At 50.7% G+C, this 13,379-nt stretch carries 12 protein-coding genes; 8 read left to right on the top strand and 4 right to left on the bottom strand.

What is annotated here, in order from left to right; translation table 11 throughout:
* Positions 1-43 precede the first annotated feature (43 nt).
* Both mrcB and hrpB read right to left on the bottom strand, forming a co-directional pair.
* Positions 44-2,404: a penicillin-binding protein 1B gene (gene mrcB, locus EQP46_RS14830; RefSeq protein ID WP_129494397.1), complete on the bottom strand. Its 2,361-nt coding sequence runs from the start codon at positions 2,402-2,404 to the stop codon at positions 44-46.
* An 11-nt stretch (positions 2,405-2,415) separates the two neighbouring features.
* On the bottom strand, positions 2,416-4,911 hold the full coding sequence (gene hrpB, locus EQP46_RS14835; RefSeq protein ID WP_129494398.1) for an ATP-dependent helicase HrpB: 2,496 nt from the start codon (positions 4,909-4,911) through the stop codon (positions 2,416-2,418).
* Between the two features lie 62 nt (positions 4,912-4,973).
* On the opposite strand from hrpB, the gene thpR reads away from it, so the two are divergent.
* From thpR to panC, 8 genes are all read left to right on the top strand, one after another.
* Entirely contained in the window at positions 4,974-5,603 is a 630-nt protein-coding gene (gene thpR, locus EQP46_RS14840) for an RNA 2',3'-cyclic phosphodiesterase (protein WP_129494399.1), read from the top strand.
* The gene (gene sfsA, locus EQP46_RS14845) at positions 5,593-6,303 is read left to right on the top strand and encodes a DNA/RNA nuclease SfsA (RefSeq protein WP_129494400.1); all 711 of its coding nucleotides are present in this window, start codon (positions 5,593-5,595) and stop codon (positions 6,301-6,303) included. The genes thpR and sfsA overlap by 11 nt, the downstream gene beginning before the upstream one ends.
* A 132-nt stretch (positions 6,304-6,435) precedes the next feature.
* Positions 6,436-6,885 carry an RNA polymerase-binding protein DksA gene (dksA, locus tag EQP46_RS14850; RefSeq protein ID WP_017008353.1) on the top strand — a complete coding sequence of 150 codons (450 nt, stop codon included), beginning with the start codon at positions 6,436-6,438 and terminating at the stop codon, positions 6,883-6,885.
* Positions 6,886-6,993: 108 nt separating this feature from the next.
* Entirely contained in the window at positions 6,994-7,875 is an 882-nt protein-coding gene (gene gluQRS, locus EQP46_RS14855) for a tRNA glutamyl-Q(34) synthetase GluQRS (protein WP_129494401.1), read from the top strand.
* Positions 7,876-7,943: 68 nt separating this feature from the next.
* Positions 7,944-9,359, top strand: a complete 1,416-nt coding sequence (gene pcnB / locus EQP46_RS14860; protein ID WP_129494402.1) for a polynucleotide adenylyltransferase PcnB — start codon at positions 7,944-7,946, stop codon at positions 9,357-9,359.
* Positions 9,356-9,838 (top strand): 2-amino-4-hydroxy-6-hydroxymethyldihydropteridine diphosphokinase, encoded by a 483-nt coding sequence (gene folK, locus EQP46_RS14865; RefSeq protein WP_129494403.1) that lies wholly within the window; start codon positions 9,356-9,358, stop codon positions 9,836-9,838. The genes pcnB and folK overlap by 4 nt, the downstream gene beginning before the upstream one ends.
* A 50-nt stretch (positions 9,839-9,888) precedes the next feature.
* A complete protein-coding gene (gene panB, locus EQP46_RS14870) occupies positions 9,889-10,683 on the top strand; it encodes a 3-methyl-2-oxobutanoate hydroxymethyltransferase (protein WP_129494404.1) in 795 nt (264 codons plus the stop codon).
* A 14-nt stretch (positions 10,684-10,697) separates the two neighbouring features.
* A complete protein-coding gene (panC, locus tag EQP46_RS14875; RefSeq protein WP_129494405.1) occupies positions 10,698-11,579 on the top strand; it encodes a pantoate--beta-alanine ligase in 882 nt (293 codons plus the stop codon).
* Between the two features lie 103 nt (positions 11,580-11,682).
* Here the strand turns inward: panC and EQP46_RS14880 are convergent, their stop codons facing one another.
* The gene (locus EQP46_RS14880; RefSeq protein ID WP_129494406.1) at positions 11,683-12,453 is read right to left on the bottom strand and encodes an ABC transporter permease; all 771 of its coding nucleotides are present in this window, start codon (positions 12,451-12,453) and stop codon (positions 11,683-11,685) included.
* The gene (locus EQP46_RS14885) at positions 12,450-13,373 is read right to left on the bottom strand and encodes an ABC transporter ATP-binding protein (RefSeq protein WP_129494407.1); all 924 of its coding nucleotides are present in this window, start codon (positions 13,371-13,373) and stop codon (positions 12,450-12,452) included. Before EQP46_RS14885 ends, EQP46_RS14880 begins: the two co-directional genes overlap by 4 nt.
* Between the last annotated feature and the right edge of the window lie 6 nt (positions 13,374-13,379).

Consider the following 13,379-nt stretch of genomic DNA (forward strand, 5'->3'; position numbering starts at 1 on the left):
CCTCGCAACTCGTCTCTCAATAATCGCTTTCTGCTCTAACGAATCAATTAAACAAACTATTAAACCACCCCACGGGGTCTGGCTTATCACAACGCTTGCGCCATGCACCTGTCGGATCCCACATAGGCAGCTTTGCCTTACTAAAACAATCCGTCAAAAACTGACCGTCTTTCACCGTATACGGCACTGTGGTCAAATTCGCTGGCCAGCTTAAAGTCAGCGGCTCAGGTTGACGCGCTGTCATGTAATCTGCATACACACGTAACGCTCCGGATGAGCCAGTGAGTTTGGTCGATTTGTTGTCATCGCGCCCCAACCAAACCGTTACCACTTCTCGCCCATCAATGCCTACGTACCAACTGTCGCGGTTGTTATCGGTAGTACCGGTTTTCCCCGCAAGGCCAGCCCATCCGAAAGACGGCTGCAAGAAGCGCGCAGTTCCTGATTTAACCACATCCTTCATGGCGTAAATCGTCAACCAACTCGCTTGCTCTGGGAGCGCTTGACTCGCCTTAGGCCAATTGCGATAAAGCACCTGCCCTTGTTGCGTCACCACCGCGCGCAACGCGGTCAATGGCGCTTTGCGACCACCACTGCCCAGCGTTTGGAACATCTGGGTCACTTCCATTGGCGTGAGCGTAAATGCCCCCAGCAATAAAGACGGAACGCGCGTGATTTGCGCGGGGTCGACACCAAGATCTTCAAAGGTATCAATCACGGTATTCAGGCCAAGGGCGAGACCAAGGTTTACCGTAGGAATGTTGTAAGAGTTGGCCAACGCCTTGAGTAAAGGCACCTGTCCGCGGTATTTACGATCATAGTTACGAGGTCGCCATTCACTGCCTTGATCGCCTTTTAATACTACGGGCTTATCGTCCAACGGCGTGGAAAGGTTGTATTTTTCTGGTTCAGACAGTGCAGCAAGATAGACCGCTGGCTTTGAGAGCGAGCCAATCTGACGGCTGCCATTCAACGCCCGGTTGAAGCCCGCATATCCTGGACGGCTTCCCCCGACCATGGCGCGGATCTCCCCGCTTTGGCGATCGGCAATCACGACAGCTGCTTCCAGTTTGTCGCCCGCAACCTTGCGCAATTCTTTCACCTTTTTCACCACGGTCTTTTCAATCAAAGATTGAGACAAAGGATCGAGGGTGCTGAACACGCGTAATCCGCTTTCTGGATTGAATTGGTTACCCACTCGCTCGCGAATTTCTCGGGTTAGCTGTTCAAAATACGCTGGCTGGCGACTGTTCAAACTGGGTGATTGCTGCACATCTAGCGGACGTGCGGCGGCTTGTGCGTATTGGTTCGAGGTCAGCACATTGCTTTGCATCATCATACGCAACACGAGATCTCGACGCTCTTGAGCGCGTTCAGGGTATCGCCACGGATTGTAATAAGACGGCCCTTTCACCATGCCCACCAGCAAAGCCAATTGGTCGATACGAAGTTCTTCAATAGGGCGACCAAAATACAAACGCGCCCCCAGCGGGAAACCATGCACGCCTTGCCCCCTCGCTTGTCCTAAATAGACTTCGTTAAGGTAGGCTTCGAGAATGCGGTCTTTGCTGTAACGGTAATCCAAAATGATGGCGATATACGCTTCCTGCACTTTTCGCCACAAGGTTCTGTCACGGGTGAGGAAGAGGTTTTTTGCCAACTGTTGCGTCAGTGTCGAGCCACCTTGCACCGTTCGCCCTGCCCGAATGTTGGCGACAAGCGCGCGAGCAATCGCCATCGGAGACACGCCATCGTGATGGTAGAAATCACGATCCTCAGTCGTCAGCAAGGCATCAACAAGAAACTCAGGAAAACGTTCACGGGGAAGGAAAATACGCTGCTCATCCGTATTGGATTCCATCATGCCCAGCAGCTTAGGTTCGATACGCAGATAACCACGCTGTTTACCACTATCAAGCTGCTTGATGGCACTCACGCCATCGTCGCTAAAGGAAATCATGACGTGTTGCGCTTGCTCGGGTCCATCTTCAAATTCGAAAGGACGACGCACCAATTCCACGCGTGTTTTGGACGAAGAGTATTCCCCTGGGCGCTGCGGATTCCGGACCTTGTTGTAGTTGAGCAAATCCAACTCTCGCTTGAGCGTTGAAATATCAACAGGCTCACCCGGTGCGAGATGCAGGACGCGGCCATACACCACCGCGGGCAGCTGCCAGATTTGCCCTTCAAAGCGCTCTTGGATTTTCCCATCAAGGTAAATCCCTAAAATAGCCAGTGCCGCAATGCCGACTAATGCCAGCTTGAAACCCAATGATAACAGGCGGCGTCCCCACCCTTTTGATGGCGGGCTTTTCTTCGTGCCTCGCTTAGAAGCAGTAGATTTAGTGGCGGCGGTTTTTGAACGCGTTCGTGACGTCGTTTTTTTTGGTGTTGGTTTTGTCATGGATTTGTCGTTCAAGATCCCGGTTTAAAGTGGCGTTTCGTTAGCTTTGTCGGCTGATGATTTGCAGGGTCATCTGGCCATACATGCTTGGGGTATCGCCCTTTCATTTCTTTTTGTACTTCGCGGTAGGCACCTTGCCAAAAGCCCGCTAAGTCTTGTGTTATTTGCAATGGTCGCTGTGCAGGGCTGAGCAATTCCACCACCAGTGTCACTTGCCCATCAGCAATGGTGGGTGATGATGCCTGACCATACATTTCTTGCATCTTCACCGCCAATGCTGGCTTTTGATCAGCATGATAGCGAATGCGGTACGTTGAGCCCGTTGGCACTTGATAGGTTTCAGGTAACAAACGATTAAGCTGCTTTGTATTCTCCCAACCAATGCGTGCTTCGAGTGCGCTGTACGCATCCACACTCTTTAAGCCGTTCATCCCTTTCACACCATTCATGAACGGGGCAAACCAGCCTTCAAGCTCGCTCAATAGGCTTTCTTCATCCATGGCTGGAAGCACAATAGCCAGTTCCCATGCAATGGCACAACGTGCACGGGTTAACAGGCTCTGTGTTTTCTCTGACAAGGTTAAACACGACAGGCCTTTTCGTTTCACGGCTTGCAACAATGCTTGCGTTCGAAGTGCTTCACTCACGTTGCTGATAGGGGTACGAGAAACAACGATCTCGCCACAGCACACTTGCTTTTCCGCCACCAGCGCGCCTTTTTTATCGTCCCAGTCTACCCACTCTCGTTGAGAAAACAGTGAAGGTAACTGGGTTTGCAGATCTTCCATGTCCGCGCGGCAAGCAGTAAAAATACGGCTATCGCCTTGCGAGACACTCATCAAATCAATGGCGATCAGGCATTTCTCATTAGACATTGGGTGCTGGTCATCCAGCTTGGCACCGTGACCATTGCTCAATAAATATCGCCCATCCGTGCCGCGTGATTGCGCCACCCGGTCTGGCCACGCCGAGGCAGCCAACACAGGTAACCAATCAGCTTGAATTGCTAACTGCAAACGCCCGTTCAGACGCTCCGTCAATTGTTGAGCACGTTGTAACTGCGGTCCTTTACGTTCCGCCAAGCGCATTAACTGTAAACGAAGGTCTGGGTCTCTGTTTCCTCTCGGTGGCTCTTCCGCCCATGCAGCTAGCCAAGCGGCTGTCGACAAGGCAGACGCGTCAAGGTCGGCGGCTGTCACCAGCATCGCGCCTAAACGTGCATCTGTGCCAAGCGCTGCGACGCGTTTGCCTTTGGCGGTAAGCCCGCCAGATGCCTCTAACACACCAAGCTGCATTAACAGGTTAACGGCTTGCTGCCAGTGCTGCGTTGGCGGCAGGTCAAGCCATTGCAAGTCTTGCGGTGAACAGCCCCATTGCACTAGCTCTAACACCAACTGCGTTAAATCACTGGTGGTCATTTCAGGGTCAGGCACCGCGCGCATACGTTGAAAGGTTTCTTCGCTGTAAAGACGCAAACACACACCTTCAGACAAGCGCCCTGCACGGCCTGCGCGCTGAATGGCTGACGACCGCGCAATTTGAATCGTATCGAGTTTGGTGATGCCTGTTTTTCGATTAAATCGCGCGACGCGCTCTATACCACTGTCCACCACCAAACGAATCCCTTCGATGGTCAAACTGGTTTCAGCAATATTGGTGGCAAGCACCACTTTTCGCTGTCCGTTCGGCGCCGGAGCAATGGCCGCTTGTTGTTCTTTGGCTGTCAGCTGACCGTACAAAGGACAAATCAGCACATCCTCAGACACTTTGTCGCGCAGCGCGTCAGCGGTGCGTTGTATTTCACCGACACCCGGCAAAAAAACCAAAGCTGAGCCCTGCTCTTTCTCAAGCAATTGCGCCACCGCACTGGCGACCGCATTCTCGTAGCCATACTGACGCGGCACCGTCTGATAGCGCGCTTCTACCGGAAAACTGCGCCCTTCTGACTCAAGGTAGGCTGCGTCAGGCAACATGCCCGACAGCGCATTGTCATCCAAGGTGGCGGACATCACGAGAAGCGTGAGGTCATCACACAGGCCTTGCTGCACATCCAAGGACAAGGCCAAGGCAAGATCCGCATGCAGACTGCGCTCGTGAAATTCATCGAAGATCACCAGATCCACACCCGACAATTCTGGGTCGGCTTGGATCATTCTCGTCAGCACACCCTCAGTGACAATCTCCAATCTGGTTTTGTCACTGACTCGGGTTTCCCCACGAACTCGCAAGCCCACGGATTCTCCGACTTTCTCACCACGCTGATTCGCCAAAAACGTGGCAATGTTTCGCGCCGCCAAACGACGAGGTTCTAACAAAATAATTTTGCCGTCGAACACACCACGTTCGAGCAAGACATGAGGGAGTCGTGTTGATTTGCCCGCACCGGGCGGCGCTTTGAGGATCACTTGAGGGCGTTCAGCCAATGCAGAAATAATGTCGTCGAGCACACTGTCGATGGGGAGCTGTGACAAATCAAAAGCCTTTGTGTCAGAATTACCAGCGAGCATTGTATACCCAAACAATACCAAGATGCAGGATTCAGAAGGCACCGAGACAGAGGAATGAAGTAATGAATCGCACGCGCCGTCTGTTCTTTGCATTGGATTTTTCAACGCCAGATAACGCACAGGCGAAAGCGGAGATAGTCACGCTCAAGCAGGCCCTGTCACCACTCGGACACCCCGTGCCCGATGACAACCTGCACCTGACACTCGCTTTTCTCGGGAATGTTTCGCAGCAAGATTATGTCGCGCTCTGCCGCGCCGCTGACAAGATAGACGCCTCGGCCTTTTCGCTTCGCACTGCATCTCTTGGGTACTTCAATAAGCCCCAAATACTCTGGCTGGGCATTCACCCCTCCGTCGAGCTTCAACGTTTAGCGGAAACCATCAATACGCTCAGCCAAGCCGTACTAAACATAGACAAAGGCGATACGCCCAACGCGCCAAACTTCTTGCCCCATATCAGCCTGCTTCGACAGGTAAAGCCCGGCGCTATTGATAACACTAAAGATGAATATAAAGAGGGAATATCGTCATTGCTGACCGTGCAGCGCTTCGGCCTTTACGCATCGGCACCTCACCCTACACGCAAAGGCGTGCAATATACCTGCTTAAATGCGTGGGCTCTCCGCATCGCCACGCCAAAGCACCTATCCGAATTACCGCCTAATTCGCCAAAGGATGACCATGAATTTTGATCCACCACTGCAACCTGCCATTTTGATCCGACGTTACAAACGCTTTTTGGCCGATGTTCAACTGCCCGATGGCACAGAACGTACTATCCACTGTGCGAACACGGGAGCAATGACAGGGTGTGCAACGCCCGGCGATACCGTGTGGTATTCCACGTCTGACAATACAAAAAGAAAATATCCTAACAGTTGGGAAGTGACTGAAACGGCACAAGGGCATGTCATATGTGTCAACACCGCGCAGGCAAACCGACTCGTGGTTGAAGCCATACGTCATGATGTGGTGGAAGAACTCTTGGGTTATGAAGCACTTCGCACCGAAGTGCCCTACGGTGACGAAAAAAGCCGTATAGATATTTTGTTGCAGTCAGAAGGTCGGGAAGATTGCTACATCGAGGTAAAAAGCGTCACGTTACTCGATAAAGATGGGCAAGGATTTTTCCCGGATACCGTCACGACTCGCGGGCAAAAACATTTACGAGAGTTAGCTACATTGGCGCAACAAGGAAAACGCGCGGTCCTGTTTTTCGCGGTCCTGCATACAGGGATCGAGAAGGTTTCCGCAGCAAAACATATAGATGCGGTCTATAATCAGTTACTTATAGAAGCAGCGTCATCTGGAGTGGAAATTATCTGCTACCAAGCTGCGCTGTCATCAGCCCATATGAGCATAAAAAACAAGGTCCCGTTTTACCGGATCTGAGAAAAAATGCTGACATGTTCACACTGGGGTTATGCAAGGCGAAAACAAAGATTGCCTCGTATATGGGTTTCTGATATAGATACCGCCCTCTTTTGACCGAGCAGGTCAGGGTGTATTTAGGAGAACGCTTACATGCCAGAAAGCAAAGTAAAAAAATCGCTGGGCATCCTGGCTACCGCCGGGTTAGAACCTTACCAAGAAAAGGCTGGCGAGGAGTACATGAATGATCAGCAAGTTGATCATTTCCGTAAGATCCTTGAAGCGTGGCGCAACCAACTTCGTGAAGAAGTCGATCGCACCGTTCACCACATGCAGGACGAAGCCGCAAACTTCCCAGATCCTGTAGACCGCGCAGCTCAGGAAGAAGAATTCAGCCTTGAACTACGCAACCGTGACCGTGAACGCAAGCTGATCAAAAAGATCGCAAAAACCCTACAACGTTTAGAAGATGACGATTTTGGTTTCTGTGATTCTTGTGGTGTTGAGATTGGCGTTCGCCGTCTTGAAGCGCGCCCAACTGCTGATCTTTGCATTGACTGCAAAACGCTCGCAGAAATCAAAGAAAAGCAAATGGCCGGCTAAGGCTTACGCTTTCCAGCGAATAATGGCAAAAAGGGAGCTTTGGCTCCCTTTTTCCTTTTTCGTTTCAGGTAAAAATTCAGTGTCCAGACAAACACGTAAACCTTGGTTATGACAAACACGCACTACATTGGGCGATTTGCCCCTTCGCCATCTGGCCCGCTTCATTTCGGCTCACTCGTTGCCGCGCTTGGCAGCTACCTTCAAGCACGTGCTCATCAAGGTCAATGGCTGGTTCGCATTGAAGATATTGACCCACCACGTGAAATCGCGGGAGCATCTGATGCCATCTTGAAAACGCTTGATGCCTTTGGATTGCACTGGGACGGTGATGTGCTTTACCAACACACCCGCAGCGATGCTTATCAAGCGCAAATTGATGCGTGGTTAAAATCAGGCGACGCCTACTACTGCCAGTGCACTCGCAAACAAATCAAGGAATCTGGTGGTGTCTATTCGGGCACCTGTCGACACCTTGCGTTGCCGTCAGAAGAAGCGGCAGTGCGCGTTTGTATTGATAATCCCATCACTGAGTTCGTTGACGTACGTCACGGCGTCATTCGCCTCGATAGCGCGATGGCAAGCGAAGACTTTATCATTAAGCGCCGAGATGGCCTTTTCGCGTATAATTTAGCCGTAGTGCTTGATGACATCGCACAAGGCGTAACAGAAGTGGTTCGCGGCGCAGACTTAATTGAACCTACAGGGCGACAAGTCTCTTTGTATCAAAAGTTGGGCGCAGAACCGGTCAGCTATTTACACTTGCCGCTTGCACTCAATGCTGACGGGAATAAGCTTTCTAAGCAAAACCACGCGCCTGCAGTTGATAACACGCATCCAGGCCCCGCCATTGAAGCGGCGCTGGCCTTTTTAGGCCATCCAGTACCAACCGAATTACAAGGTGCCCCTGTCCCTACATTGTTGGATTGGGGGAAAGAAAATTGGCAGATCGAGAAGCTGCCAGCAGCAACGGAAGTTATTACAGCTTTCTAAAATACGGGGCCGTGATATATGATATGCCGTCGTTTTTATGGCCCGACCTGTCACATACGAGGTGAGTTATCTTTAATCGAGTTACCAGCTTTTGCCGTAAGGTATTGAATCGCGACAACAAAGTGCGCGACATCGATGACCTGAAGCTTGAAATCATTCCTCGCCAAGAGCACGGTATATCAAGAAAAGATATCAGCGAAAATGCGCTGAAGGTACTTTATCGCCTGAATAAAGCCGGGTATGAAGCCTATCTTGTTGGCGGCGGTGTTCGCGATCTGTTGTTAGAAACAGAGCCTAAAGACTTTGATATCGCCACTAACGCGACCCCTGATGAAGTGCGCAAATTGTTCCGCAATTGCCGCCTCGTTGGCCGTCGTTTCCGCTTGGCACACATTCTATTTGGTCGCGACGTCATTGAAGTCGCTACCTTCCGCGGTCACCATTCCGGTGAAAAAAGCGAAAACAAAGGCGAGAAAAACGCGAGCCAATCACAATCAAATGATGGCATGCTGCTCCGCGATAACGTCTATGGCTCCATCGACGAAGATGCCCAGCGCCGCGATTTCACCGTGAATGCCCTTTATTACAACATTGATGATTTCTCTGTTCGTGATTACGCAGGCGGTGTGGAAGACCTTAAAAATCGCGTGATCCGTCTTATTGGTGATCCTGAAACACGTTATCGCGAAGACCCAGTGCGCATGCTGCGTGCTGTGCGTTTTGCCGCGAAACTCGACATGGAAATCAATGCAGCCACTGCCGCACCTATTCCAGCGCTGGCCCATTTGCTGCGTGATATTCCGTCAGCCCGTCTGTTTGAAGAAAGCCTTAAACTGCTTCAATCAGGTCACGGCTATGACACCTACGTCATGCTACGAGAGTACAACCTGTTTTCACCGTTGTTCCCGATCTTAGAAGAGCACTTCACGGAAGATCGCAACAGCAAGTGTGAGCAGATGATGGCGCTCGTGCTGAAATCAACAGATAACCGCGTCGCCACCCAACAACGCATTAACCCTGCATTCATGTATGCGGCAATGCTTTGGTACCCATTGGAAACGCGCGCGGAAGAAATCGCCTTCGAAAGTGGTCTTAGCTACTACGACGCCTTTATGGTCGCGGCAAACGACATCCTTGATGAACAAGTGAAGTCGATTGCCATCCCTCGTCGCTTTACCGCGATGATCCGCGACATTTGGCAATTGCAGCTTCGCCTAAGCCGCCGCTCAGGAACCCGTGCATACAAACTGCTGGAACAACAAAAGTTTCGTGCAGCGTACGATTTCCTTGATATGCGTGGCAAGGTTGAAGGCGGCCAGTTGAGTGAGTTGGCGCAATGGTGGAATGACTTCCAACGCGCAGACCGTGATGGTCGCAACGACATGGTTCAAGTGCTGAACAAAGCCAGTTCTACGAAGAAGGTACGCCGTCGTCGCAAAGCGAAACCACGTCGTCGTAAACCTCAGTCGAACCAAGAATCATGATCCGTGTTTACATTGCGATTGGCAGTAATCTTGGCAATCCGGTAGAAAAAGCCTCCTTGGCCATTGCTGCGTTAAAGCAGCTACCGAACACACAATTTGTCTGTTGTTCCTCGCTGTATAGCAGCAAACCAATGGGGCCTTCAGACCAGCCAGATTACGTTAATGCAGTCGCAATTGTTGACACTTTGCTCGAACCGTTAGATCTTCTTGATCAGACACAGCGCATTGAGCTGGAGTTTGGTCGTGAGCGTAAGGACGAGCGCTGGGGACCAAGGACGTTGGATTTGGATATCCTCCTCTTTGGTGACCTGCAAATAAACAGTGAACGGTTGACCGTTCCACACTACGGGATGAAAGTGCGAGAGTTCGTGCTTTACCCTCTCGCCGAAATTGCCCCTGACTTACATCTGCCCGATGGGAGTGCAGTCACCGATTTAGTGGCCGTCGTTGATAGAAACGGCCTTACCGCTATCGCGTGACCACAAGGCGAAACCGCCTTTCAGACAGTAAGCAGGGTTTGGGAGACAAGATGAAAAAGATTACGATAAACACCTTAATGGCATGGAAGCAGGAAGGGCGTAAATTTGCTACTGCAACCGCATACGATGCGAGTTTTGCGCAGCTTTTCGAACAACAAGAAATGCCACTCCTGCTGGTTGGCGATTCTTTAGGTATGGTGCTTCAAGGCAAGAGTGACACGCTGTCAGTCTCGATTGAAGAAATTGCCTACCACACGCGCAGCGTGCGTGCAGGAAGTCCAAACTGTCTGCTGATGGCTGATATGCCATTTATGTCTTTCTCTACCCCAGAACAAGCCTGTGAAAATGCAGCCGTGCTAATGAAAGCCGGTGCTAACATGGTGAAGGTAGAAGGCGGACGCTGGTTAGCAGAAACCATTACCACGCTGACACAACGCGCGGTGCCTGTTTGTGCCCACCTTGGCCTAACGCCACAGTCGGTCAATATTTTCGGCGGCTTTAAAGTACAAGGTCGTAGCGAAGAGCAAGCAGAGCAGATGCTGCAAGATGCCCTTACCCTTGAAGCGGCAGGCGCACAAATTATTTTGCTTGAGTGCGTACCCAAAGCACTCGCAGCACGCATTACTGACGCGGTTCGCGTACCGGTTATTGGTATCGGCGCAGGTAATGCTACCGATGGCCAAATCCTTGTGATGCATGACATGTTTGGTATTTCGGCGAACTACATTCCACGTTTTTCAAAAAACTACCTCGCGCAAACGGGTGACTTACGTCAAGCCGTTACACGCTATATCGAAGAAGTTGCAACTGGCGAGTTTCCTGGCCCAGAGCAGACGTTTAATTAAGGAATGCTGAAATTATGCAAGTGATCGCTGAGATTGCTCCACTACGTGACCAGATCCTTCAATGGCGTCGCGAGGGGCAGCGAATCGCATTTGTTCCGACCATGGGACACCTTCACGATGGGCATTTGACCCTTGTTAGAAAGGCGCGTGAAAACGCGGACATTGTTGTCGTTAGCATTTTCGTTAACCCAATGCAGTTTGATAAAAACGACGACCTTGTGGCGTACCCTCGTACCTTGGAAGAAGATACGGCCAAACTGAATGCAGAAGCGGTTGACGTGCTCTTTACACCAAACGCTGACATCATGTACCCACAAGGCTTGGATAACCACGTTTCAGTTGAAGTCCCTACGCTTTCAAACATCCTTGAAGGTGCATCTCGTCCTGGCCACTTCAAAGGCGTTGCGACGGTTGTCAGCAAGCTGTTCAACATCGTTCAACCTGATGTTGCTCTGTTTGGCGAAAAAGATTTCCAGCAGCTTGCTGTGATCAACAAGATGGTGGCAGATTTGGCGCTACCGATTACCATCATCCCTGTGCCAACTGTTCGCGAAATGGACGGCCTTGCGATGAGCAGCCGAAACTCACGTTTGACGGTAGACGAGCGTCAGCGTGCGCCCGTACTGGCGAAAACACTACGTTGGATCAGCAGCCAAATGCGCGGTGGTCGTCATGATTACAGTGAATTGGTGCTTGATGGTAACGATCAGCTGCGCGCTGCAGGGCTTGAGCCTGATGAGATTTTCATTCGTGATGCTCACTCGCTACAGCCTGTTACCGAGCACACATCAAAAGCCGTTATCCTCGCATCTGTGAAGCTAGGTCAAGTGCGTTTGATTGATAACTTAATGGTTGAACTGACTGCCGCTCAAGTTGAAGAGAACAGTGAAGAGTAAGCACCAAGTACATTGATGCCTGCTTTTTGTCTGCATAAAAAAACCGCCACTGGCGGTTTTTTTGTTTCAAAGAGATTTGATTCTGAGGCGAAAAGTGCCGCCGTTAGGTGCGTAATCCAATACCACGGCTGATCAAATACCAAGCGACCGAATACAGCATCACGATAAACGCAACCAGTACCGAGAACGACGTCACGATGCTGACATCCGACACGCCAAGAAAGCCATAACGGAACGCATTGACCATATAAACAATCGGGTTCAGCTTCGACACGCCCTGCCAAAACTCAGGCAACAGAGATAACGAATAGAACACGCCCCCTAGGTAGGTCAATGGCGTCAGGATAAACGTTGGAATGATGCTGATATCATCAAATGTTTTTGCATACACCGCGTTGATCAAGCCGCCGAGTGAAAACAAAATCGACGTGAGCAACACGGTCGCGATAATCACGCTCAAGTGTGCAATGTGTAAATCGACAAAGAACATCGATACCACAGAAACAATAAGCCCTACCGCCAAACCACGGCTCACACCACCGCCCACATAGCCCGCGATGATGATGTAGTTCGGCACAGGTGCCACCATCAACTCTTCAATATTACGCTGCATTTTGGTGCTAAAGAATGACGAAGCCACGTTGGAGTATGAGTTGGTGATCACTGACATCATGATCAACCCCGGCACGATGTACGCCATGTAGCTAAAACCGCCCATCTCACCGATACGGCTACCAATAAGATTACCGAAAATAACGAAGTACAACGTCATGGTAATGGCTGGCGGCACGAGGGTTTGCACCCAAATTCGACTGTAGCGCGTGATTTCTTTTATTAGGAGGCTTTTAAAAGCAACCCAGTAGGCCTTGTTCATGCTGATGCCCCCTCGCTGTTACGCACAAGATTCACGAAGAGCTCTTCCAATCGGTTGGCTTTATTGCGCATAGAAAGCACTTGAACACCTTGCTCAGACAGCTGCGTAAACACCGTATTCAACCCAGTGTCTTTGTGCACTTCCACTTCTAACGTGTGGTCATCCACTTGCTGCCATTTTACGCTTTCAAGGTTTGTCACCTTGCTGTCTGGTGCAAGATCTAACACGAACGTTTCCACATCCAACTTCTTCAGCAGCGCTTTCATCGACGTGTCTTCCACCAATTCCCCACGGTTAATGATACCGATGTTTCGACACAGCATTTCCGCTTCTTCTAAGTAATGGGTGGTAAGAATAATGGTGATGCCTTGTTCGTTGATGTCTTTCAAAAACGTCCACATTGAGCGGCGTAATTCGATATCCACACCCGCTGTTGGCTCATCAAGAATAAGGAGTTTCGGTTCATGCATTAGCGCACGCGCGATCATCAATCGACGTTTCATCCCGCCAGAGAGAGTGCGAGAGGGTTCATCGCGCTTGTCCCACAAATCCAACAACGACAGGTATTTCTTCGCACGCACTTTGGCTTCAGCACGCTCAACTCCATAGTAACCGGCTTGGTTGAGCAGGATGTGCTCCACCTTCTCGTATTGGTTGAAGTTAAACTCTTGCGGCACCAAGCCGAGCTGCTTTTTGGCCTCAACAAGATCGGTATCGATGTCATAGCCAAAGATCTTTACCTTTCCTGATGTCTTGTTCACCAAGGAGCTAATGATGCCGATAGTGGTAGATTTCCCCGCCCCGTTGGGGCCAAGCAAGGCGTAGAAATCCCCTTGCTGCACCGAAAGAGAAACCCCTTTCAGTGCTTTTACATCTGTGCCATACACTTTGACCAGATTGTCGATTTCGATTGCTTTCATAATTCC

Source organism: Enterovibrio baiacu, assembly GCF_004120195.1.
In the GTDB taxonomy this organism is placed as follows: Bacteria; Pseudomonadota; Gammaproteobacteria; order Enterobacterales; family Vibrionaceae; genus Enterovibrio; species Enterovibrio baiacui.